Below are 25,683 nucleotides of genomic sequence, written 5' to 3' on the forward strand. Positions count from 1 at the left end.
ATTCTTTAGGGCCATCAAACCCGAACTGATTATACGAACGTCTTAAATGCTATCATAGCTAGGCTTATTTACCAGAAATACGCTGCATCGCACCATGAGTAGTAGTATAGCCAGTTTCAAAACAAGAATATCGCTATTTGCTATGCTCTTACCCATATAGTGCCGCATAACAACCTATGCAGAGGGTAAGGCGCTAGCAATGTGCTCGGCACACCACTGAGCAAGCTGAGCATCGCTGGCTTCTACCATCACACGGATTAATGGCTCAGTACCGGATTTACGCAGCAGCACACGACCATTGGCGGCAAGCTTATCTTCTGCCTCGGTAAGCGCTTGCTGAACAGATGCACTTTCAAGCGGGTCTTCATCGTGACTGGCTTTAAAGCGAACGTTCACCAATACCTGGGGTAGCTTGTTCATACCTTGCTTCGCCATATGCAGCGTGGTGCCTTGGTTTAACAGCGATGTGAGTACGCGTAGCGATGCGATTACCGCATCCCCTGTGGAAGCATGATCCAGGCTTAGCAAGTGGCCAGAACCTTCACCACCTAAGCGCCAACCGGTGCTTTTAAGCTGTTCCATCACGTAGCGGTCGCCTACTTTTGCACGCACAAACTGTACATCAATCGCGGCTAACGCCTGCTCCAGCCCCAAGTTACTCATCTGGGTGCCAACAACGCCCCCCGTATAACCTGCTGCTTTGGCATCTTTTGCCAGTAGGAACAGCAGCTCATCACCATCTACCACCGCCCCTGTATGGTCCACCATCATCAGGCGGTCGGCGTCGCCATCTAGCGCAATCCCAAGGTCCGCTTCGTGTTCTAACACCGCCGTACACAGGCTGCGCATAGCTGTCGCGCCGCAACCTGCATTAATATTCATACCATTGGGCTGGTCATGAATACTGATAACGTTTGCACCTAGCTCTTTATACACTGCAGGGGCAACCTTATAGCCAGCGCCATTGGCACTATCCACCACGATCTTCAAGCCACTTAGGCTTAACGTGCTGGGCAATACCGCTTTACAGTATTCAATATAGCGGCCAGCGGCATCTTCAATACGCCGCGCTTTGCCTAACGCTTCTGAACTGACGCACTCCATCCCGCCTTCCAAGGCAATACGCAGTTTGCTTTCAATTTCCTGCTCTTGAACGTCGGTTAGCTTATAGCCCCCCTGCCCGAAGATCTTAATGCCGTTGTCATCAAAAGGGTTATGAGATGCACTGATCACCACCCCAGCGTCAGCGCGGAAGGTTGAGGTAAGATACGCCACCGCAGGTGTCGGCAACGGCCCCACCAAGGCAACATTCACGCCTGCTGCCGAAAAGCCAGCCTCTAAAGCAGATTCCAGCATATAGCCACTGGCACGGGTATCTTTGCCAATCAATACCTCTTTAATACCTTCCGCCCCAAGAACCTTACCAGCCGCCCAGCCCAGTTTCATCGCAAAGCTAGGGGTCATGGGGAATTCGCCAACACGGCCACGCACGCCATCGGTGCCAAAATATTTACGCATAAAATCGAACCATTAAAAAAAATATTGTGAAATGCGAGACAGGTTTAGAGATGTTTTCCAAACCGCCCTTCCCGAGAGAGGGTGGGGTTGTCGCGGGCGCATACACCTCGTACTCAACTTGCTTGAACATGCAAGTAAGTCTATAGAGCCACGGACACTCACGGAAAACACGGACGAAAACCTAAAACCTCAAAAATCTTTTAAGGTTTTATTTTTGAATTTTTCTTGTCCGTGTCGTCCGTGGCATAAAAAAGGTTTTATCCATAGCAAGGTTAGCAAGAGCCCCTCACTCCACTGTCACGCTCTTGGCCAGGTTCCTCGGCTTATCCACATCGGTGCCTTTCACCAGCGCCACGTGGTAAGAAAGTAACTGTAGCGCCACCACGTGTAAGACGGGCGAAAGCAAACCATAGTGCTCTGGCATCACTAGCACATTCACACCGTCACTCGGTTTCACGGCACTGTCACCATCGGCAAACACATACAGCTGGCCGCCACGGGCGCTGACTTCCTGCATATTGGCTTTGAGCTTTTCGAGCAGCTCATCATTAGGGGCCACCACTACCACTGGCATATCCGCATCCACCAGCGCTAAAGGCCCATGCTTTAGCTCACCTGCGGGGTAGGCTTCTGCATGAATATAGGAGATTTCTTTTAGCTTCAGCGCACCTTCCAACGCAATGGGGAAATGGCGGCCACGGCCTAAGAACAAGGCATGCTGTTTATTAGCAAAATGCTGCGCCCACGCCTTAATACTTGGCTCTAACGCCAGTACTTTTTCAACCGCAATGGGCAAGTGACGTAGTTCATCTAGGTAGGCTTTTTCATCAGTGTCAGCTAACCGCTGTTTCGCTTTTGCCAACAACAGCGTGAGCAAAAACAGCGCGCTCAGCTGAGTGGTAAACGCTTTGGTAGAGGCCACGCCAATTTCCGGGCCAGCACGGGTAATAAAGCGCAGCAGGGTTTCACGCACAATGGCAGATTCAGGCACGTTACAAATCGCCAGCGTATGGGCATGCCCCATAGACTTCGCGTGCTGCAACGCAGCCAACGTATCCGCTGTTTCACCAGACTGGGAAATCACCACCACCAACTGGTTAGGATTCGCCACGCTAACGCGGTACCGGTATTCACTGGCAATTTCCACGTTGCACGGTATGCCCGCGACTTGCTCAATCCAGTACTTAGCCGTCATGCCCGCATAGCTAGACGTACCACACGCCAGGATCAGTACTGAATCCACCTGTTCAAAAACAGCGTGCGCTTCAGCACCAAAAATACCTGGCTGCAGCTGGCCTGCACCGCTGAGCATTTCTAGGGTGTTACCCAGCGCCTGGGGCTGCTCAAACATCTCTTTTTGCATGTAGTGATTAAACTCACCCAGCTCTACCGCATTCGCAGACAGGCTAGAGGTAATCACTTCCCGCTGAGCTGGCTGACCCAGGGCATTTACCAGGGTGATCGATTCACGGGTTAACCGTGCCACATCGCCGTTTTCCAGGTACATCATTTGTTGGGTGACGGACAGCAGCGCTGAGGCATCAGAAGCGGCGTAGTGGCCGTCTTCTGCAATGCCGAGCATTAACGGTGAGCCTTCACGGGCCACGACCAAGCAATCCGGCTCTTCTTCACTCACCACTGCCAAGGCGAACGCACCTTGTAAATGCGCCACGGCGCACTGCACGGCAGAGAATAAATTTTCCGCTGGCTCACCAATCTGGCCCTTAAAGCAGGCTTGAATAAGGTGGGCGATGGTTTCGGTGTCGGTGTCTGAGGTGAACACGTACCCCAAGCCCTGAAGCTGTTCACGCAGGGTTTCGTAGTTTTCGATGATGCCGTTATGCACCACCGCCAAGCCACTGGAAATATGCGGATGAGCATTACGCTCCGCAGGCACGCCATGAGTCGCCCAACGGGTATGGGCAATACCCACATTACCCACAACACCCTGCTCCGCAACGCGAGCCTCTAGCTCTGCGACACGGCCTTTTGCACGGGCACGCACTAACGCACCGGAAGCATTTAGCACCGCTAACCCGGCAGAGTCATAACCGCGGTATTCAAGTACCCTTAAGCCCGAAAGCAAAAAGGGCGTACATTCCATTGCGCCCACGGCGCCGACGATTCCGCACATACTTATTTATTCCCCACATAAAAACAGCATAAAACGACAATGGCCCATGCGGTTACAAGCAGGGCCATCACCTAAAACTATCGTAAAATACTAAGCTTGATTAAGTCATTCTTTATTGCAGTTTTCAGGCAAAGAGAAATCAAGGCCAATGGCGCGTTCAGGATGGTGGTCGGTTTTAGACGTTGTATCTAAGTACTGCTCACTACGCACGGGCTGTGCCCCTGGTCGTGTTAAACGACCTAAGCCTTTTTCTAAAGGGAAATACTCCAGCTCAAAACTATGATCCGCAGCCCAACGCTCGCAAATATCCTTCTCTTCCTGGCGGATGGTGTCATCCATCCACACCTCCGCATTGGGTGAGAGTTTGTCGGCCAAGGCTGGCAATGCAGGATAGCGACTGAATAGGCACGTCGCCCCGGGCGGGCCGTCTACCCATAGAAGATCAACGCTCCCAACGCCTTCCAGCAGCGACACCGGGTACCAGCGCGAAAGCTTCTCAGCATCCTCAGGGTTCAGGTGCTCGCCCTCCCAGGCTTCCAAATCCCCAATTCGCAGATCAACCCAACCTTCCAGAGATTCCGCCTGAAGAGTACCAAGGGTCTGCGCCCCATAGTGGTCGCTATGCTCAATGGAGACGAGCTTGCCAACGCCGTTCTGGCGCAGGGCATCGGCAATTACCAAGGTAGAGGCACCGCTGCCAAATTCGACAATGACCCGAGGGCGAGTCGCCATAATGTGCGCATGTAGGCGCAGTAGAACATCAGGAGAGGTAGCCCAACCTCGCAGCGGAGGCAGCTGTCCCTTGATCTTCAAGCGGCTCTGCAACCAGGAGAGACTTTCCAACTGGGCATAGAGGCGGTTCTGGACAATAAGTAGGTCACGGGTGAACTTGCCTGCGTTATCCCTACTCGCCTGTAGCAGAGTTTTCTCCAGTGCTTTCAGCTCATTTGACATAGTGTCCACGGCATTCTCATTGTTAGTTTCGGGCATAGCAGGCGTCGGTTTCAGCAAAGGGGCTGTCTTCATGGAAAGACTGGTGGCAGAGAGCTTATGATTAGGCGCTTCGACAGAACGTACAAACCCGCGTATCTGTATGGATTTACCTGCCTCTTCAGGTGTCGGGTTAAAGGTGTGAGTTGGAGAGGCCTCGTACCAGCGCACCTGGGTTTTCTGGCCCTCTAACAACAGGTAGAAGGCGTACTCCACCGGCCCTTCCATCACGCCTGGCATCAAGGTACAACGCCCGGTGACACGATCGCCCTCCACCTCTGTATACACGCGCAGCGGCGCACTGCAGATAGCGGCCTTCTCACTCGCGGTCATAAAGTGCTCAATGATCTCTGTAGCGGCTGTATCAGCATTCGACGGTCTTGCCGATATCAACACGATATCGTCCGTCGTGATCGCCGGGATCGGCAGCAACCACTGACGCCCTGAATAACTGAGGGCGTGGTCTGTCTTGCCGTTGATACTCACATTTAAGTCCCAACTATTTTCCAAAGGCGGTGCGAGGAACTCATCACCTCGGCACAGGGCCACCTGCAGGTAGTCACGATGAACGGAAACTTCAAGCCCCGGTGGTGGCAGCTCCATAGGCAGCAGATCCACCAAGCTCAAGCGTATATCTCCGAGTGTCGCTTCCACCCCAGATGCCTGAAATTCCGGCGGGATATCGGCAAAGCTGAAGCTCCACCAGTAGTAGGTGACAGAAGATGGTTGTGATACCTGCAAGGTGCACTGCCCGCGGGAGCCGCGCAGACGATGCTGCTGGGCGAGGCTAAGGGGCTGCTGGCCCGACTGAAGCCACAAGGTGCAATGACTCGACGGCAGGTAGAGCGACACCGCGCCTGATTGCTCGCCCCAGTAGGCGTCCGCATTGCCATGCCAATGGTAAGTCACTGAAGATTCGGGAGCTGCCACGACCGTATCACAAACCACCACCTGATCACTGCCAAGCCGCCATACCGCACGTGTGGCTGTATCCACCCTGGCGTCTACAGGGTAGCAGGCAGTCAGATCGACCACCGCATAGGCACTCTCACCTTCTAACGTAGGTTGGCGATCCCCTGAGTAGAGCAGCCTGCCGGCCTTATGAACATGACCATAGCCGTTGATGTTAGGTGTATTATGAGCCTCTGGCCCCAGCGTGAAATCCCGCTCAGATGTCTTGAGATATTGCTGATAGCCGGGGTCAGTTATCCACCAGCATCCCGCATGGCCAATCAATAAAGTCCCGCTATCTGCCTGGATATGGTTCATTGGTGAGCAAGATAGAGACATCACAATGCTCAGATCATCACTGCTCAAACCGGTGGCAAGTGTAACAGCGGCGGTGTTTTGCTGAATAGTAGGAACGGTAAGCTCATCTGTGCAGTTAGCCTTATCCGTATTAGCCATGTGTTGTGCTGTCTTAGCACGAACCCAAAGTGCATCTGCACGTAGCTGTTCTGGAACTACTGCATCCAGCAAGGATTCGCGAGTAGAGCTAAATGCCCATTGTTGAAGACGTGCTAATGCCGACCATACAAACGGCATTTCCAGCGGCTCCACGTCGCCGATCTCGGCCGACAGGGCAATCTGACCCGGGCATGCCAGCCCGCGGGCCTGATCCTCCAGGTCCTGCATCGCTGGATGATGGACAATGCTATCGATAACAGCACTGGACTGGGTGCTTAACCAGCCCAGGGCAAAATTGTAAAGGTAACCATCGTAGGAGATACCTTCCGTCAGCCCTTGGTGGTAAAGCGCCAAACGGGCCTGATAGAGATGCAGAAAACGTGAAGAGAGCCGCTCACGCTCAGGGTGGTCAATCACCTCAGCGGCACTGGCCAGTGCAGCCTGGGCAATCAAGGGGATGTTGTGCAGGTACTGGTGGGGTGACGGCTTGGCTAGTAGTTCCTCCGCCGAGGCCAACTCTTGAGCTACCACCGGCACCAACGGCATGCCCTCCTCCACGGCACGCTGCAACGCATGCCGTAGCGCCTGCTGAGTTGTCTCCGGTAGCCATATCCAGTCGCGCAGCGCCATAGCCATCAGCTGCACCGCATGGCCGTAAGGAAGATCCAGCTTGTTGGCTACTGTATAGCGCGGCCACTGAGACAACGCTTCAAGATCTTTGACGCAACGCTCACGAGCCGCTTGATCATTCAGAAACAAGGCTGCCCCACTCAGGGCATAAAGACGCTCCTCGAGCGCCCACAAGCACCAGATTTGCCATGGGTAAGGCTGAGCAAAGCCCCGAACATTAACGTCCAGCTCTGGCAGTGATGTGACCGGTAAAGGAATCGACCAGCACCGGCGGATTCGGTAGCAAGAGAGGATCAGATGTTTGGCGTTGAAGTGTGAGTTAAAGCGTCTGACAAGAAGTTCTTTCAATATAACCCTCGACCATCCAGTGAAAGGTTATCTATCAGTGACTCAACGTTACATGCATGAGCTAATAGATTGGCTGTTACCCACTCCTCCCAATCCGCCACCTCGCTCCAGCCGCTCAGAAATACGAAGTCCAGCTCAGCAGCGCTGGCGGCTTGGTAGTCATATTTACTATCACCCAGAAACAGCGCTGGCTGCTGGATATTGGCGGAAGCCAGCTCGCGGGCCAGGATCTCGTCCTTGGTGTCGGGGCTGCCGAAGATGCCGCCGTCGAACCACTCAGCAATGCCACGGCTTGCAAATACATTGCGCAGTTCGGCCTGGTCTCCGCCGGAAACGATCAGCCAGCGGGCGTCTGGGGTCTGCTGGCGAAGTGCTTCCAGGCCTGGAGCCATCGCACAGTTCAATAGACCCTTCTGCACATGGCCGGCATAGGCCTGAAGCAGCGCTTCCAGGTCGGGGCCCTTCTGCTCGGAATGACTCGGTACAATTTGTTCCAGGAAATAGGCAAACTTCTTGTAGCGCGACACCCCGCCGTTGGCGACATGGTAATCGACCATGGCCTGGGCGGCGGCTTCACCGTAGGGCAACGTCGCCTGATAGAAGGCTTCTGTCTTGACCTTGTTGGAGTCGAGCACGACGCCATCGCAGTCGAAGACTAGGGTGGTGTAGTCGGCGACCGGATGCGTCATGCCGGCACCTGGCCGGCATGACGCAGTGCAGCCTCCACCTTGGCCACATCCTCGGGCACATCCACCGCCAAGCTACCGGGCTGGGTCTCTATCATGTGGATGGTTTTGCCCAGCTCCAGAAAGCGCAGAATCTCGATATCCTCGGCGTGCTCCAGTTCGCTCTTGCGGCCGAATGCTCGGAAAGCGGCTAGCTCCTCCCGAGTGAAGGCGTAGATGCAGACCTGCTTCTTGTAACGCTTGGGAGCGCACTTGGCATCCTTGAAGCCCGGCAGGGCCACCCGCGACATGTAGACCAGCTCGTCGCGCTCGTTGGTGATCACCTTGGGGATGTTGACGCTATGGGGGTCTTCGTTCTCGCCTACCCAGCTGACGCCGTTGATGATGGCGTCCATATGGGCCAGCTTGGCGTCACGCACCTTCAGGATATCGGCCGGGTCGGCCAGCGGCTCATCGCCCTGGACGTTGATATAGAGATCCGCCTCGACCTGCTCGGCGGCCTGAGCCAGGCGGTCGGTGCCGGTCAGGGCATCGTCGGTGGTCATCACCGCCTGAAAGCCGGCGGCCTCGACGACCTCGGCGATACGCCGATCTTCGGTGGCGACATAGACATTTTCGGTGCCGACGGCGCGGGCCGAGAGCTCGGCGACCCACAGGATCATCGGCTTGCCCAGCAGGGGTACCAGCGGTTTGCCCGGATAGCGGCTGGAGCCATAGCGGGCGGGAATCATGACCACACTACGCATAGCGGCCTCTTGTTCGTCATGTTGAAAGGAAACGCTCAATAACAGCGAACGTGTGAGCGCCTCAGAGCGCGTAGACCGACTCGCTGTGCAGCCCGTAGCGGGTAGGGGTAATCGCCGTGATCGGCAGCGCCCCGTCGGCCTCCTGGTACTGCTCCAGCAGCTGGTGCATCTCGCCGCTGCGCGGGTCGTCAGCGCCGTAGCCGTCGAAGCCGGCCATCAGGATGCGAGAGGCCTGGCCACTGGTGGCCACCGCCAAGGCATAGGCCACCACCAGAGAAGTGGGCAGGGTGCAGTGCTCTGCCTCGAAGGCGAAGCTATCGGCCTGGACGTTTAGCCCGAAGTCCAGCACCTGCTTCTCGCCTAGAGAGTCACGCACATCCGCCGGGAGCATGGAGTACGGGGTGATCAGCGGCTGAGGCAGGCGCGTGTGGGCGTCGCAGTCCGCCAGTAGGCGCACGGGGTGACAGGCTACCCGCAGGTCTATCAGCTCGGCATTGATGGCGCTCTGGGTGTTGAGGGCCAGCACCAGCGGCTGGTGGTCACGGATGTAGCGCTCCAGGGCCCCGCGGTGGCGGGCCACCCCCGGCCCGGTACCCAGCAGCAGCACCTCGCGCCCGGCAAAGCGCTCCTTGGGTGACCACTGCCCCTTGGGCTCGCCGCGATAGAAATGACGCGCCGCATCCAGGGTGTTGAGGCTGAACTTTTTGCCACCCTCCACTCGCAGGTGGTCGATTACCGCCAGCACGTCTTCCTCGCTGTAGCGGGAGTCGCTGAGCATTTCCTGGATGTAGGTGGGGTGAATGCCGTACTTGCCCGCCAGGTAGTAGTAGGGGTTGGTGCCCCAGCCGTAGTGGGCCTGCATGGGCTTGAAGTGCTCACGCAGCAGCACCATCAGCGGTACCATATTGACCGGCTTACCACGGCGCTCGGCGATCTCGATGGCCAGCTCCTCGGTGCGGGCATTGCCCGGCCCGCGGCCCATGCCGGTGACGGTAGAATCTACCCACGTCACGCCTTCGTCGAGCGCGCGCAGGGTGTTGGAGAGCGCCAGGCCCAGATTGTCATGAGTATGGATGCCCATGGGGCCTTTCCACTCGCTGCGGAACCACTGGATGATCTGCGCTGCCTGATCCGGGCTCATGCTGCCCATGCTGTCGGCAAAGTAGAGCGCATCCATCGGGTAGGCCTTGGCCAGACTAGCAAGCGCCTTCACTTCCGCCTCAGAACGATCCGCCACTTGCATCAGGTTGAAGCCGACCTGATAGCCACGCTCCTTCAGCCAAGTGACCGCCGGCAGCGCCTTCTCGAACTCGTGTACGTGGCAGGCGATGCGCACCAGGTTCACGGGCGAATCCGCCGCCGCATTGGGGAACAGCCGCTCCAGCGCTTCCTGCTGAGGCACTTCACCCACCAGCTCGTTACCGTTGACCATCACGCCTACGGTCAGGCCATCAGGAATGGTCAAGCTGCGGATAAATTCGTCGGTGGTGAAGGCACAAGGCCCCTGGAAGCCCTGGTTCTTCAGGGTACGGAAACCAAGCTCCACCACGTCCACCCCCGCGGCCTGCATGGCATCTAGGTACTGGTGGATCAGCTCAGGGGGAAAGTCCCAAGCGTTGTAGTAGCCGCCGTCGCGGAAGGTACAATCCAATAATATATTTCTCATTTCAACCCCGAAGAATAAAAAATTAAACCTCACCTTTCCCTAACACAATCAAGCGAGTAAAAAAGGCCCATAAAAACTTTCATTACTTCTTCTTTTCGTGGACTGTAAGTTTCCAAATATGGATTCCCAATCTCACCTTCTTTAGAGTCAGCCATACCCTCTATTTTCACAACGTCATGATGAGTGTGCCCTTGATAGTTCATGACAGGGCTATGGTGGACAACACCTTTTTTCTTACTAATCCTAGATAGGTACATAGAAGATGTAGCCATATCGCTAAGAAATAGATCAACTTTTCCAGATATAAGTATCTTCTCCTTCGGCCTCATTCCAACCATACTGATAAATTCAGACTCTTTTAGGCCAGACCTTTCAACAACGTAACCCACCTTTTCCTTATAAGACTTTAAAATATCTGAAGTCGCAAAACCTGAGTCGGTGGCAGTGAATCCGTCAAATACAAAAAAACAACTTAGTGAGGAGCTCTGAATCTCATAAATCAAATCAAGAATCACATCTTCTTGCTCTTCCCAAGCTCTTCTTTCACCCATTAGGCAGAAAGCTACCACCACATCGAACGATTCTAAATTATTGACTATTCTTTTATAAACATGATTATCAGCCAAACAACTAGAGTCCGCTAACAACCTGTCATCAACGAAGTCTAAGCATTGGCCTACGCGAGACATCGCAGTACTTAATACAAAAAAACTTTCATTTAACAAAACTTCATTAAGCTTCTGATAACTATCAAAAACCAGATAATCCGAGCTGCTTTTATAGAGTGAGCAGGGGTTGTAAAAGTCGCCATCACGTACAGAAACAAAAGCGACATTGCCAATCAGCGACTTAGACTTAGAATATAAAAACTCTAAACCAGGAAGAGTGTTGTAAAAATAATGGTACGGCCTTCTCGAGTAGCATAAAAACCCTAACAGAGATCCTTTCCGTGTAGCTTCAAGTGGCAATAAATTAGAATCCACCACCTCTTTTAAAACAGAAACCAAGGACCTATCATTAGAAGATGTATAAAGAGCATTTCTTTCAGGAAAATAAATTGCCTGGGCCCACTTCACTTTTTGAATAATAAAAAAAACGCTCCCCCCATCTTCGCACGCAATAAAATTGTAATCATACTTCAGCACACTAGCAAATATTTCAGCACGATCGTTTTTGAATCCATCAACATAGAAGCCGTTACCTTTCACCCCTTCATTAATCAAAGAAGCCACAACCTTAGGATTGTTAAATTTATTTAAAAAATAAGCTACTTTTTCCTCGGCATCCGACTTACTATCAACCATCAAAAGATTTACAAAATCAAAAGATAAATCCATCCATGCACCTCATAGAAAACTTCAAATAATATGAAAATTAAAAATTCACTCACCTATTAGCTCTTTTATATTATCAAGCAACATATCTTCACTAGGCGCTGAATGACCGTCAGAAAACGGGCCCAACCTGACAGAAATAGATTTATCGGAACTTATATACTCTTCAAACTGGCTATTTAAAGACTTATCCTTACAGCATGACAAAAAATTCACATCTATGAATTTTTTTAGATGATGCTCAACATGAAAACCATCACTTTTACTTTGCAAATACAAAACCTTACCGCCCATCTCATTGCTTTTATAGGGAAATGATGCCAAATCATGGACAATGTTGTTAGCTTCCAAAATCTCATATGCGGAAACATTTTTTCCCTGACTCTTTCCATCAAGAAAACAAGTTGAAATATAACTATCAACAAACTTTTTATTATACTCAGTAATAGACGTTTGAGGATTCCAAACAAGAGCGTGGCAAGGGGTATTAGAAACGAGAGACTTGACGGCTAACGCAGCAAATCCTCCACCACTTCCTCCAAATAAAATAGGCGGGGAAAATGAATTAAAACTAATTTTTCCCACAAAATCGGATAACGAATTTTGCAGTGTAGGCCTCTCTAAACTTCCCGCATACCAAGCTAAACTAAGATCTAAAGATCTTCTAATAGAAGGATCAGCAACAGCTATTAAAGGCAGCTTTGCTCTTTCACTGAATTTTATACCGCTGAAAAAAGGATACTGCTTTTCTTTTCTCTTTGGAATAGCTGCAGTAAAGCAAATGATTACAGGCTTTCCCGCTCTCCAAAGATTTAAATTTTTAGCCAATACCTCAATATCACCTCCATATTCATCAATCAAGTAATGGCCGCTATCGCATAAGGAAAAAAACTCATCCATTGAAATAGTTGTTTTATTTTTCAACACGCCTCCTATACTTTTACTCATTACCCTTTTCCCAAGCCCATGCATGAGAAATTATGCACTCAAGGTCACCGTATTGTGGCTCCCAACCAAGGTCATACCTAATTAAGCGAGAATCAGCCACCAATATAGCCGGATCGCCAGCGCGACGACGGCCTTCTTCCACCTTCAACGTACGGCCATCCTTGGCTACAACGCGCTCCACTGCATTAATAACCTGCTGAACGGAATAGCCCTGCCCATTGCCCAGGTTATAGGCAAGCGCCCCCTGTTTATCACCCTTTACCAAGGCATCCAGTGCGAGGGCATGAGCGCTGCACAGATCCTCGATATGGATGTAGTCACGAACACAGGTGCCATCTTCAGTAGGATAATCACGTCCGAAGACGGTGATATACTCGCGCCGTTCCGAGGCCGCCCGCAGGATTAGCGGGATCAGGTGGGTTTCGGGGTCGTGACACTCACCTAACTCTCCCTCTGGATCTGCTCCACTAGCATTGAAATACCGCAAGCACACAGAATTAAGTCCATGGGCAGCATGGTAGTCTTGCAAAATCCGCTCAACCATCAGCTTGCTGGCACCGTAGGGGTTTATAGGACGCTGAGGGTGTTGCTCATCAATGGGTACATACTCCGGCTCACCAAACGTCGCCGCAGTAGAGGAAAATATGAAATGCTTGACGCAATGGCGAACCATTACGTCTAGTAAGTTTAGAGTATTAGACACATTATTTCGGTAGTATTTCCCGGGATCTTGAACAGACTCACCGACCAAACTAGCGGCAGCAAAGTGCATTACCCCAGAAAATTCATGCTCTTTAAAAAGCCTTTCAAGCAACGCCGTATCAGCCAAATCACCAATTACTAACTGACCATTGCGAGCAGCATCTCGGAATCCAGTGGTGAGGTTGTCTAGCACCACAACTATTCTCCCTGATTTTGAAAGCTGCTTCACCATATGGGAGCCAATATAGCCAGCACCACCCACAACCAAAATCTTCGACATATTAGGCCCGATCAATAAACAATAGATTTTATTTTCGTGGTCATATCAGACTTCGAAAAACGATTATTCGCTACCTCAATAGCTGACTGACTCATCTTGAAGAAAAGCGCATCATTAGAGGTGAACTTACTCATCACTCTGAAGAACTCTTTATAGTAGAGTTCTTCATGTTCTTTCATCTTTCTCAGCAAAGCCCCATACGGGTCTTTTTCCTCAAGGTCTTTCACGTAAAGGTCAGGGAAGTCGAACAGCATCCCATTTTCCTCATCACGAATAAGGTGCTTGATGCCTCCCACGCCTGTTGAAAGAACAGGAGTCCCCAACTCCATAGCTTCTAAAAACGTGTAGGGCAGTCCATCCATAGCTGTCGTATAGATCAATGCATCAAGATCCTGCAAAATCCCGACACGCTCATCAGGTGAGATTTCTTGGTTATGTAGGAATACCTTACCGCTCCCCTGGCCGCTCACTACTTTTTCTAAGTACTTACCAAGGTACGGCTGACCTATAGGGCCGTAGAGGTGCAGTTCGTAATCAGAGCCCGAATCTTTCGAAAATTTCAGGAAAGATTTGACCAGAAACTCTATCCCCTTAATGCCTACCATCCTGCCAAAGTAGCCAACCTTACGTGAACGCTCAGTTTTGGGTGATGCATACTGTCTTGGTGCTCGATCACTATCCAAGACAGGAGTTATCAGATGAGATTTCTGAGCCAGCTTTACACCCGTATTTTCTTCAAGCTTTGATATAATCACATTAGCAACAGTGATTATCCCTGCATGCTTATCTAAATCGTGAGCTATGTTCTTAGTAAATCGATGAATATCAGTATGGACAATTGGATAAATCTCACACCCATTGTCATGCAAAGCACTGGTTAATAGCCGCAAAGGCTCTTCATCAACCGGAAAGCTGTTCATGAACGCAATGTCATACTTGTCTTTATTAAAATCATGACCCTGAAATAGTACCACTTTCAGATTGCTACACCACTGCATGGCCTGAGAGAGCTTTTCCTCTTTAACAGCTTCATCCACCGCAATGGTTACTTCACAGTTGCTCAACGCCTCAAGCATTTGCATTGAATATTTTTGAACGCCACCCACATTGAAGTTTTGCGCCGTAATCAACACTTTTTTCTTATGCAACGCGTATACCTGATCTTCATAAAGCTGTGACACTACCTTCTTCGAGAGGAACTCTCGCCTGAACAGCAGGTAGCTCCTTACCTGCTCCACGAAAGAAGGGGTAAAGCAGCTCTCAATGAGGTTATAAAGCTTAGCTTCATTGGTGTCGCTCAGTCGCCCTACCGTGTTCTCAAAGTCATGGAACAAGGGATAGTGGCGGCCCAGCTGCTCGACATAAGAAGGCGTTTTGGCTGTGATCAGTGGAATGCCAAAGTTAACTGCATCTAGATTTTTGTTAGACCCACTAAACAGCTGAGCATTTGCTTTCCAGGTATTGACAATGACGTCCAGCTGAAGCAACGCCTTTGCCTGCTCGCTTTTCTCGAAGCTTGTAACGTGTATCCAGTCTTTTTCAGGAAGGGCTTTCAGGACATTAATAGTGTAGAAAACTACCTGAATATTCTTTTCCGGATACTTCTCTCTAAGCTCTTCAACCACTTTTATGAGTGAGTCAGGGTAGGTTCCTTCGTAAATAGTTCCAATAACGCCGACAATAAACTCTGATCCAAGTTTACGCTTAAGCCCTGACCTCATCTCTAGGTTATTGATCTCTCGAATGCTTGGGCGCTGCGTAACCCCGCCTTGGAACCTAATGAACGTCTTTTTAGGAGTAACATCAATCTCACCATAAGAGAGAGTGCCGTCATCACCAAACTTATTAAGCGCCATCTCTTTTGCGAACTGTGCCGCAGTTTCATTCTGAAAACCAACGAATGAAGATGTCCAGATTTCTTTGACGTAATTATGACTATAAATCTTAGGCTCAGGCAGCTCTTCGATGAAGAATTTGACAAATTTCTCATCACCTCCAGAGCGATAAAATATCGCAGCATAATCTCTAGATGGCAGCATTATCTTAGAAAGATATTTCGACATTTTTCTATTTTTTTTGCCTATCTCTTTGCTACACCTATTACTAAAGGCTTTTTCATCAAACACACCCTGCTCATCTATCAAGTCATTAACAAAAACGTCATTATAGTAAACATCATAATTCACCGCTATCATGATCATTTCGTTAATGAGATTAACAGTAGCCCCGCTCCACTTAGCAGAGACCCACCATTTGTCGCCATAAAGAAAGTAGACACTCTTCCTTTTAGAAAGTCCCAGGAAGTTTGCGTATCCTTGCGCAATATCTTTCCATCGCCGACTTTCTTTAACGTAATTGATAGCATTGGCAATTTTTTCTGCGGGGTAGCCTTTTTCTTTAACCTCTTTTATTTTTTCTTTAAAGCTTTCTTTATCCCCAGCTTTAAACGTTAGGCAGTTTTCCCCGTAGCCGGCCACTCTATTGAGTGCTGCACAGTCTGACATTAGCAAAGGCAAGCCAGATGCAAAGTATTCAAATGGCTTAAGAGGCTCTACAGTGTGGCAAACCGCGTACGGCTTTCTTGGTATAACAAAAAGATTAACTCTAGGATACTCTTTCGCAATATCCTGCTTAAATCCTTCATGCCGAGCAAATGGATACTTATCAATATCAAGCACCCATTTTTGGGTGATAGAGTTATTGCCTATCAAGAGAACTTCAATATCATGAGCCCCTTCTTCTGCTAGCTCCTTTACGGTCTCTAGCAGGAAGTTTATACCTTCGTAGTACGTAATAGCCCCAAAATAGCCAATAACAAACGGCGAACGACTAGCTTTGTGCTGTGATACTTCGTGTTTCGCCTTGGGTAATACCCCATTTCCAGCAACAAAGGCAATCAACTGCCTCTCAGGCAGGTCTTTTGCCACATAGTCACGCATCTCAGGTGAAATGAAGACAACCTTGTCTGACTGTTTGACAACATCAAGCTCTTGCTGCTTGCTTTTCAAATAGAATTTATCATTTTCAACATCATGCTCACTGCTTATTTCTTGCATTTTGGCAGAGAATGTCTCGTGCCAAAGCCCTCTCATCTCATAAACGAACTCGAAGCCTAAACGATCTTTAAGCGGAATGATCCGGCTTGCATTTTCATGGTTAGAGGCAGCAATCACGACCCTGGGCGTTATCCACAACAAGATCAGCTCAATCAACTTGTCATCATCCGGAATAAACGTTATGCCTTCTTTCAAAGCAAACCGGTTTGACTTATACGAAATAACAGGGATGCTATACCCTAACTCTAAAAAAGATTCACTGAGATACTTAGTCCTCTTGTGGTATCCATTGTTCAATTTATCGGGTTCTGAGTATGCAAAATAAACTGCATGGTGCTTCAGCGGCGTGTATAAGTGCTTTGCAACTTTACAAAACTCCGAGAAGTTATCCGCCGCAACAATTGATTCTGCATTAGTTGGCTTTGCTTCAACGCCACCAACTATGGCAAGATCGAACTGCTCATTGGCAAACTCGTCATTCCTATCTACATACGCGCCCTCGCAATCCTTCCAAAGGGCATAGACCTCGGAATATCTTGAACCAGGCTTAATTACCGCAACAATAGAGGCAACACTTCTCTTTATCTCTGTAAACGAGTTGTATAAACCTTGAAGCTGTAATGGTGAAAAGTCCTCAGCGTCAATAGAAAGTTTTATAACCTTTCTATTTAGCAGATTATTGTCGTTGCGAAGCCTTCCAAGCTCCTCCCTGGCTGTCTTCGAATAGGTGGGCTCATGCTCACCACTTCCAGCATCACTATAGCGGAGCTGCCCCTCAACCTTTAGATGAACGGCCTCCTTGTGTTTCAGACCAAAGCCAGCAGCTGCAATCCTTATCAATACAACATCATCGGGCACTGCTATCTCAGCAACTTTCCTTAGATTGTCGCCAAGCTTACTAGCATTATGATTTAGGTAGATAAAAGGTTTTTTAAACACCCCTGAAACCCCAAGGCCTACCACCTTCTTTTTTGCTTTACCAAATTTATCTAGAAATTCAAAAAGCAGAAGTGCTTTCCTAGAGGTTATAGATCTAGCTAGCCGATACGCCACTTCAGCTGAAAGCTCTAATATTGCACCTGGCGCTCGCACCTCAATTTCAGTTATTTCCAGTTGCTGGGTGTCTATCAACGTGCAGGTTACAGGTTCGACTACAACTGTCTTATCGACGGGTCTAGAAGCCAACTTTGGCTCTGCTGCCGATACCAACTTGGCTGGTGCTTTTGACTTTGGTTCTGTCTGAGCCGACTCTACCGGATCAGCTGGCGTCTCAACCGCTGCCTTCTGCTCTATCTCCACCTTCAGAGCCTTCACCATTGCCTTGGTATGCACAGAGAACAGCAGCTCAGTACTCGGCTTGGGCGCCGACAACTTCAGTGACTCCTGAAGGGCCGTTGCCAAGCTTGCGGCACTCCCAGCCTCAAAGCTCACTACGCCTTCATATTTATCAGCATACTCGGCCAGCGGTGCCACTCCAGATACCACTAGACGCTTGCCATGGGCTAGGGCCTCGGCGGCCTTCATAGGCGGTACAAGTTTGCATACCGCTAAGGGCTTGCGGGGTATTACTACGCTATCAATCAGGGAGTAATAGTCTGCCACTTGATCATGGGGTACGCGGCCTACTTGAATTAGCCATCGTGCTTGTTCTGCTTTTCCTACTTGTCCATTACTATCTTGTTCATTACTGTCGCTTACTACGGTAGTAATAGGCTGATCATCACCTACTAGCAGTAGTTTTAGTTTTTCTCCTGCTGCGACTAGCTGAGTACAGGCATCAAGTAGCACCTCTAACCCCTCATAGGCGCTAAAGCTACCAATATAACCGATGACTTTTTCGTCATCTGTAATTCCCAGTTTTTTCTTAAGTGCTGGGCTTACTGGCTTAATATTCGGCAGTTGGCTGACGCCATTAGGCACTAGAGCGATGTTGCTCGCTTTAACACCGCGCTTCACTAGCTCATCCTTCATGGGCTTGCTAAGCGTGAATACGGTTTGCGCCTGTTTAGCAACGAATGCATCCCGTTCAGCTTCTAGCTTAAAGGCAGCGGTATTTTTATACTCCGCTTCGCGGGCTGCCCGTGAAAGCTCCCAGAAGCCACGCACTTCATTGTAAAAAGGTAGCCCTAAGTGCTTTGCAGCAATCCAAGCGGGTAGCCCTACCGCATGGTTAGAAGCCGCTAGTACCGCGCTTGGGCGGTATACTTTAAAGAGTTCAACGTACTTTTTTACGTTCGCTTCTAGGCGCTCTTTATTACCTACTGGTGCTTTATCGTTTTGCCAGCGGGTATGAATATAACGTACGCCTTCAATGGTGGATTCTGGCGCCACCTTACTCTCGGCATGTAACTCCCATGGCCTGCCAGGGCGCACAAAACATAGCGTTTCAAACCCATGCTGGTTAAGTGCTTGGGCTATTCCTTGCGTTCTAATCGCATACCCATTGCTGGCGTAGGTTTGGCCGTGGCTAACTACGTAGGCAATTCTTCCCTGTATAGGCGCATTAATCGGGTACGCTGGTTTTTCCGCTAATGTAGAAGCGTATGAGAGCAGCTCGTCCATGGGTGTCCGTTGGTGAATAGTGAATGGTGAGGAATAAATGCCCTTCGGGCTAGCGAGGGGTTTGCCTCACCCCTCGCGCGCAAAACGCTTAACCTAGCAGGCCAACAGCATCGATAACGCTGGCTTTTTCGCGTACTTTCTCAACGCTTTGGATAAACGGTTTATGGTTCACTAAGACACACACTACATCTGCTTGGGTAAGGGCTTCTTCTAACGTTACAAGCGTTACGTTAGGCTGTTGAAGCGTTTTGGGCAGTGCTTGAATATTGGGCTCTACCACTTGTAAATGGCAGCCAAGCGTTGCAACTTGCTCTGCAATGCCTAATGCGGGGCTCTCGCGCAGGTCATCAATATCAGGCTTGAAGGCAACACCAAGACAGGCCACGGTTAAATCACTGCGTTTGGCATCAGGGTGTTGCTGATGGTAGACCTCTAATGCCTCTTTTACCCGGCCTAATACCCAGTGGGGCTTGGCATCGTTAACTTCACGGGCGGCACGCACAATTTTGGCTTGCTCTGGGCAGGCATCCACAATAAACCAGGGGTCTACCGCAATGCAGTGGCCGCCTACGCCAGCGCCAGGGGTCAAAATATTGACACGCGGGTGGCGGTTAGCCAGGGCAATCAGTTCCCACACGTTAATATCTAGCTCATGACAGATGGTGGAAAGCTCATTGGCAAAGGCGATATTGACATCGCGGAAGCTGTTTTCAGTGAGCTTGGCCATTTCTGCCGTGCGGGCGGTGGTGGCAACACACTCCCCTTCCACTACAATTTGGTAAAGCGCACAGGCCGCTTCGGCACACTTCGGCGTCATACCGCCAATCACCCGGTCGTTTTCTACCAATTCACGAATCACATGGCCAGGCAACACACGCTCTGGGCAGTGGGCAATACGAATATCCGATGCTTCACCGTGGGTTTGCGGGAAAGTGAGATCGGGCCGCGCTTCGGCTAGCCACGCGGCCATTTGTTCTGTTGCGCCGATAGGGCTGGTAGATTCCAACACCACCAAGTTACCCGTTTTCAGTACTGGGGCAATGGATTTTGCAGCCGCTTCAATGTAGCTGAGATCTGCTTTGTGATTTTGGCCGTTTTCATCGGTGTGGAACGGCGTTGGCACCGCCACCATAAAGGCATCCGCCGGTTCAGGCGTGGTGGTTGCACGCAGGTAGCCTCCAGTAACAGCCGCATGCACGACCATGTCTAGCTCTGGTTCTACAATATGGATGTCGCCGTTATTGATGGTGTCGACGGCATGTTGGTTAACATCCACACCAATTACTTTTTTCTTACGTGATGCGAAAACCGCAGCGGTAGGCAGGCCGATATAGCCCAAACCAATCATAGAGATAGTGTCGAATTGCATGTTTCATTCCTTGATAAAATTTATTAGCCACGGACCCTCACGGACGACACGGACGACACGGACAAAACCATAAATACTTTTTAGCTTTTAAGTTCTTAGGTTGCTTTTGACCTTGTCCGTGTTTTCCGTGAGCGTCTGTGGCAAAAAAGTTGTCAGCTTATGAGCTTGCTAGCACGTCGCGGATGCGTTGACAGGCTTTGCCGTCGCCGTAGGGGTTGTGGGCGTAACTCATGGCGTTGTAGGCCTGCTCATCGGTCAACAGGGCCTTCAGCGCACTGGTAATTGTTGTTACGTCAGTGCCTACTAGTTTGACGGTGCCTGCTTCTACGGCTTCTGGGCGTTCCGTGGTGTCACGCATTACCAATACGGGCTTACCTAACGACGGTGCTTCTTCTTGAATACCGCCGGAATCAGTCAAAATGATATGCGCTTGGTTCATTAGGTAAACAAAGGGCAGATAGTCTTGTGGCTCAATAAGGTGAACGTTTTCAACATCTGCCAACAAGCGGTTAACCGGCTCGCGTACATTCGGGTTAAGGTGCACGGGGTAAAGAATTTGTGTTTCTGGGAAGGCTTTGGCGGTATCTGCTAAAGCTTGGCAGATGCGCTCGAAGCCACCGCCAAAGCTTTCCCGGCGATGGCCGGTAACTAATATCAACTTCTTGTTGGCATCTAGCATTGGAAAACGTTTTGCTTGTTCTTCTGCAAGCGCTGGATTAGCTTCCAGTTTTTCAACTACCTCTAACAGTGCATCAATTACCGTGTTGCCAGTCACGTGGATATCGGCTGGGCCTACGCCTTCATTAAGTAAATTTTTCTGTGAAGTAGACGTAGGAGCAAAATGCACGGCGGCCAGAGCTCCAGTTAACTTACGGTTACCCTCTTCAGGCCAAGGGGAGTACAAATTACCGGTGCGCAGGCCTGCCTCTACGTGACCAACCGGGATTTGCTGATAATAGCAGGCAAGGGTGGTGGCAAAAGTGGTAGCCGTATCACCGTGAACCAGCACTATGTCTGGTTTGAAGTCTTCCAATACAGGTTTCAGCCCCTGAAGTATCCCGCAGGTGACATCGTTGAGGTCCTGACCAGGCTTCATAATATTAAGGTCGTAATCGGGCGTTAGCTCGAAAAGATCCAAGACTTGATCCAACATCTCACGGTGCTGGGCAGTCACACAAACCTTGGCTTCAAAGCGCTTGTCTGTTGCAAGCTGTAACGCCAGCGGCGCCATTTTAATGGCTTCAGGGCGTGTACCAAATACCGTTAAAACTTTCATAACTTCCCTTTTCCTTGCCTATTGTGCGACGTTTTCGAGCAATTGGTATTCGAGTTCTTGGCAGCGCTGGTAGTAATGCTCTAGCAAATACTGTGTTTCGCTTAGCTGACGCGACTCTGCTGGCGAACCTGGCAACGCTGGTTCTTTAGTGCTGCTGGTTTTTAGGCGTTGTTCGCAAAGCATAATATTAGTTTTAAAAAGCGCACTACCGTAGGTCGCGGCCGCTTTTTGGTAGAACGTTAGCGCTTCGCGATAATTACCTTCGCGGTAGTGCTTTGAGGCGCTAGCGACAATGCTGGTGGTCACATCCATGGTGGCTATGTCTCGATCGCTAATAGTTAGTAGTCATTACTTGTCTTGTGTACACCGGGTGATATGCTGCCCCAGCGCATTAACGGTCTTTTTAAGGTACGCTTGATGTTCTTCAAATTTATTATCTAATGCTTGATGTAAAGCAGTCACTGAAGCTGCTATCGCCTGCTGCTTTTCAAGCGTTGCTTGCAACGCTTCTACTTCAGCTTGTTGCTCTGTTAGCTGCTGCTGTAGCTTCTTATTTTGTTGTTGCAATTGTTCATACTTAACCTGTTGTTGACGCAGCTGTTCTTCGCTATCTTTCAAACGTTTTTGATAGTCAGCCTGTTGCTGTTCATGCTTTTTAGCTTGCTCTATCTGCTCTTTTTCTTGCTGGGCTTGCTGTTTTTCTGATTCTTGCTGGGCTGTTTTTAGCTGTTTTGCTAACTTGGCACTTCGCTTCGCTTCTTCCTTCCAGCGGTAGTAGTAAGCGTGGCGGGTAAGCTGTAACAGGGGTAGGTCTGGGTCTTCTTCATTGCGAGCCTGTAGCTCAAACCCGTGCTGTTCGCACCAGCTGAGGATTTCTGCCACTTCTGGCGTATCTTGATAAAGCGGCACGCTACCTACCCGTAGCCAGAGCTGATTCATTTGCTGATCATGCTGGCTACCGGCTAAGGCTTGTAACGTTGGCCATACAAGCTCTGGCTGCTCCACTACCAGCATATCGACTGCTTGGCTTCCAATCTCTTCTAGTAACCCTGCAACACTTTTTAGTGCTTGCGTGTCACTTTCAATAAGCTCAAGCCCAGGGTAAAGCGTATAAAGACCCGAGGCTGGCTGACTTGCATTAAATTCCGGTAAATTAAACTCGTAATAAGGTAGCTCGCCGCTCGCTTCCGCTAACTTGGCTATTTGCTGTGCTGCGCTGGGAATAGCCGCTTGCACTTCTTGCCACTGCGTTTCTTGTTGGGTAGGCGTGACAAACAGAGCCTTTTCTGTAGAGATACTTTCTAATAACGCTAGCGTTTCTGGCCTAAGGGGGCCGATGTACAGAATATTTGCGTGGGTGCTGGGCATGTGTCGGTCACTTCTCGTTGCTTGAGCCTAAAGTCGCGCTGGTGTCACTAACGTTATGGGGCTTATGCATTATTTTTCAGCAGGGGCCGGAAGCTGCTGCTGTGGCCTGGCAGGCAACCGTTCTTCAAACTGGCCATGGCGCACATAGTGAAGTAACGGATTTTGCCCTGATTCTGCAACATCGGGGTATTCACTTAGGTAGAAATAGGTGTCGAACTTATCGCTTGGGTTACGTCCTTCGATGGCACCAAACTTGAGGTAGTGCTCAGCGGGGGCTATCCCTGAGGTTTTTACATCAGGGTACTGTTCGCAGTACCACTGGGCATCAAAGAAGGGGCTTTCATTAATGGCCGCAATTTGTTGCGGTAACGCACGCTTAAACGGACGGCTATAGCGGTAGGCTGCGGCAGCGTTACGGTGCCCGCTTACCCGCAACCACTGAACCACGCTTTCATATTGGTGGCGCTCTAGCTGATGCTGCTGTTTGAGTATATTAATAGTTTTTTGGCGGGTTTCCGCTTGTTTCTTGTAATGCTCGCTGTTCTTACTGGTTTTAACCAGTTGCTCTTGTGTTTCATGTAGCTGACCTACAATCAGCGATTTTTCTGTGTTTTCCTGGTCCAACATACGCTGTTGCTGTACCGCTATTTTTTCTGCTTTCGTTAGCTGCTTTTTAAGATTTTCAGTGGCTTTTAAAGTGTTTTCTTTTTCTTTAGTTTGTTGGCTAAGTGCTTCTTGGGTGCTGTGCAGCTGTTCCGTTAGCAGCGCTTTTTCTGACGCTATTTCGTTTAGCTGCTTACGAAGCTGGCCTGCTTGCTTTTCGGTTCGTTCCGCTAATTCTTGGGTGGCCTGCTGGTTTGCGGCTTTTTCGCTAGCTTCTTGGGCAAGTGCTTCTTGGGTGCTGTGTAGCTGTTCCGTTAGCAGCGCTTTTTCTGACGCTAGATCGTTTAGCTGCTTACGCAGCTGGCTTGCTTGCTTTTCAACTGAGGCTATTTGTTCCGCTAATTCTTGGTTAGCCAGCTGGCTTGCGGCTTTTTCGCTAGCTTCTTGGGCAAATGCTTCTTGGGAAGCAGTTAGCTGTTGCTTGAGCTGATCTTTTTCTTGACCGAGTTGCGTGCGCTCTTTACGTGCGGTTTCCAGCCTTTTTTGTAGCTCTTTTTGCTGCTTTTCAGTCTGTCTTTTGAACTCTACCTGCTGTTTAGCCACTTGCTCCGCTTTTTCGATTAGTTGCTTCTCTTTTTGCTTGGCTGTTTCAGCGGCATTGCGAAGCGCCACTTGGTGCTGTTCGGCAGTGGCTGCTGCGGCTGTTTCTAGCTGGGTGATGCTTTTTTTAAGTTTTTGAGCTTGCTGCTCTTTTTCTTTTGCGTCTTTTTGCAGTTGGCCGATGGATTGCTGTTGTTCATCCAGCTGCTCTTCTTGTTTTTTGGTTTTTTTCCTGAGCCAGTTTAGCTTAACTGTTTTTTCATTAAGCTCTTCTTCTTGGCTCTGGTTTTTGAGTAGACTTTCTTCAAGCGTTTCTTGCACTTTCATTAGCTGCTCTAACAGCGCGGCATTTTCTGTTTCAACGCTGTGTGCATGATCTTGAAGGCGGGCTTGCTCTTGTTCTAGCTTTGCGTGCTTTTGTTGATGTTCAAGCGTCCGCTCTTCAAGTGCCTGCTGCACCTTGGTTAACTGCTCTAACAGCGCGGCATTTTCTTTTTCAATGCTGTGGGCATGCTTTTGTAGGCTAGCCTGCTCTTGCCTCAGCTTGGTTACGCTTGCCTGCTCCTTTTCCAAGGCGGTTTGTGCTGCCTCTCTGCCTTGCTGGCTCTCTTTTAGCGCTTTTTCAAGTTTTTCGTTGGTTTTTTCTGTTTCTAGAAGCTGGGCATTTTTTTCCGAAAGGCGTTGGCTAACTTCTTCTACCTGCTGCTGCTTCGCTTTGCTTTTGGCCTTTTCACTACTGTGTTCTTGGTTAAGCTCTGCTAGTTGTTGCGTTAATTGGCTACTGTGTTCTTGTACGTTTGATAGCTCGGTTTTTACAGCTTGTAGCTCTTTTACCTGCGCTTGCTGCTGTTGATGCTCATTACTCAAGTAGTGCAGGCTTTGTTCTACCGCTTGCACTACTGGCATTTGCCAAGAGGGGGCACTTGCACTACTAGCTTTCAGGTAGTTATGAGCTTGCTGAAGCAGGCTATTTTCTTGGACAAGCTGTGTCGCCATTAAGCGATATAGCGGCGCAATATACTCAAGCGTAAGGCTAGCTGCTTCTGGAAGCGCTTCGCTAATAGGCGCTCCTGGCACATAACCATGTAGCGATACTTGGCGACGTTTTGTTTTATATAGCTTGAGAATGAGATCTGCTTGGTGGCTCCATTGCCATAGAGCTTCTTTTGGGCGGCTGGCGTTTTGCAAGTTTGCAGCCAGCCACGCTGCTGGATGCGGCCACGCAATAACGCATTCACGCGTAGTATCTATTTTCAGCCAGTGTTCTAGCGCTGATACGGCGCTTTCATCAAAAGCTTCAACCAGCAACGTTTGGCTTTCAGCTTCGCTGGGGTGCCCAGTTGCGATATCGCTTAGTGTTAGTTCAGTCGCATTCTGCTCGCGCACGTCGGCATTTGATTCGACCTTGAATTTATCGGTTCCTACGTACACGACTAAGGACATGGTGTGGGCAGCTCCAT

The 25,683-nt window shown here is 49.9% G+C and carries 15 protein-coding genes; all 15 read right to left on the minus strand.

The features are described from left to right. Nucleotides 1-174: 174 nt before the first annotated feature. A complete protein-coding gene (gene glmM, locus K1Y77_RS11155; RefSeq protein WP_264428481.1) occupies nucleotides 175-1,518 on the minus strand; it encodes a phosphoglucosamine mutase in 1,344 nt (447 codons plus the stop codon). Between the two features lie 286 nt (nucleotides 1,519-1,804). Beyond that, complete coding sequence (glmS, locus tag K1Y77_RS11160) at nucleotides 1,805-3,652, minus strand: glutamine--fructose-6-phosphate transaminase (isomerizing) (protein ID WP_264428484.1); 1,848 nt, start codon at nucleotides 3,650-3,652, stop codon at nucleotides 1,805-1,807. A gap of 105 nt (nucleotides 3,653-3,757) precedes the next feature. After that, nucleotides 3,758-7,027 (minus strand): heparinase II/III domain-containing protein, encoded by a 3,270-nt coding sequence (locus tag K1Y77_RS11165; protein WP_264428485.1) that lies wholly within the window; start codon nucleotides 7,025-7,027, stop codon nucleotides 3,758-3,760. Then, nucleotides 7,024-7,716: an HAD family hydrolase gene (locus K1Y77_RS11170; RefSeq protein WP_264428487.1), complete on the minus strand. Its 693-nt coding sequence runs from the start codon at nucleotides 7,714-7,716 to the stop codon at nucleotides 7,024-7,026. The genes K1Y77_RS11165 and K1Y77_RS11170 overlap by 4 nt, the downstream gene beginning before the upstream one ends. After that, nucleotides 7,713-8,459: a 3-deoxy-manno-octulosonate cytidylyltransferase gene (locus tag K1Y77_RS11175; RefSeq protein WP_264428489.1), complete on the minus strand. Its 747-nt coding sequence runs from the start codon at nucleotides 8,457-8,459 to the stop codon at nucleotides 7,713-7,715. Before K1Y77_RS11175 ends, K1Y77_RS11170 begins: the two co-directional genes overlap by 4 nt. 61 nt (nucleotides 8,460-8,520) lie before the next feature. Continuing rightward, a complete protein-coding gene (locus K1Y77_RS11180) occupies nucleotides 8,521-10,110 on the minus strand; it encodes an aldolase catalytic domain-containing protein (protein WP_264428491.1) in 1,590 nt (529 codons plus the stop codon). 44 nt (nucleotides 10,111-10,154) lie between these two features. Continuing rightward, complete coding sequence (locus K1Y77_RS11185) at nucleotides 10,155-11,462, minus strand: hypothetical protein (RefSeq protein ID WP_264428493.1); 1,308 nt, start codon at nucleotides 11,460-11,462, stop codon at nucleotides 10,155-10,157. Between the two features lie 45 nt (nucleotides 11,463-11,507). Continuing rightward, nucleotides 11,508-12,407, minus strand: coding sequence for a hypothetical protein (locus K1Y77_RS11190; protein WP_264428494.1), 900 nt, complete (start codon nucleotides 12,405-12,407; stop codon nucleotides 11,508-11,510). Further along, nucleotides 12,400-13,389 carry a UDP-glucose 4-epimerase GalE gene (gene galE / locus K1Y77_RS11195; RefSeq protein WP_264428496.1) on the minus strand — a complete coding sequence of 330 codons (990 nt, stop codon included), beginning with the start codon at nucleotides 13,387-13,389 and terminating at the stop codon, nucleotides 12,400-12,402. Before galE ends, K1Y77_RS11190 begins: the two co-directional genes overlap by 8 nt. An 11-nt stretch (nucleotides 13,390-13,400) precedes the next feature. After that, on the minus strand, nucleotides 13,401-19,007 hold the full coding sequence (locus tag K1Y77_RS11200; protein WP_264428498.1) for a glycosyltransferase: 5,607 nt from the start codon (nucleotides 19,005-19,007) through the stop codon (nucleotides 13,401-13,403). Between the two features lie 88 nt (nucleotides 19,008-19,095). Next, nucleotides 19,096-20,376, minus strand: a complete 1,281-nt coding sequence (wecC, locus tag K1Y77_RS11205; protein ID WP_264428500.1) for a UDP-N-acetyl-D-mannosamine dehydrogenase — start codon at nucleotides 20,374-20,376, stop codon at nucleotides 19,096-19,098. 157 nt (nucleotides 20,377-20,533) lie between these two features. Next, entirely contained in the window at nucleotides 20,534-21,652 is a 1,119-nt protein-coding gene (gene wecB / locus K1Y77_RS11210; RefSeq protein WP_264428501.1) for a non-hydrolyzing UDP-N-acetylglucosamine 2-epimerase, read from the minus strand. 18 nt (nucleotides 21,653-21,670) lie between these two features. Continuing rightward, nucleotides 21,671-21,964, minus strand: coding sequence for a hypothetical protein (locus K1Y77_RS11215; protein ID WP_193059299.1), 294 nt, complete (start codon nucleotides 21,962-21,964; stop codon nucleotides 21,671-21,673). A gap of 36 nt (nucleotides 21,965-22,000) precedes the next feature. Next, a complete protein-coding gene (locus K1Y77_RS11220) occupies nucleotides 22,001-23,020 on the minus strand; it encodes a hypothetical protein (protein WP_264428504.1) in 1,020 nt (339 codons plus the stop codon). A 69-nt stretch (nucleotides 23,021-23,089) separates the two neighbouring features. Further along, nucleotides 23,090-25,666, minus strand: a complete 2,577-nt coding sequence (locus tag K1Y77_RS11225; protein ID WP_264428506.1) for a coiled-coil domain-containing protein — start codon at nucleotides 25,664-25,666, stop codon at nucleotides 23,090-23,092. Between the last annotated feature and the right edge of the window lie 17 nt (nucleotides 25,667-25,683).

The organism is Halomonas qaidamensis (assembly GCF_025917315.1).
GTDB classification, from domain to species: domain Bacteria; phylum Pseudomonadota; class Gammaproteobacteria; order Pseudomonadales; family Halomonadaceae; genus Vreelandella; species Vreelandella qaidamensis.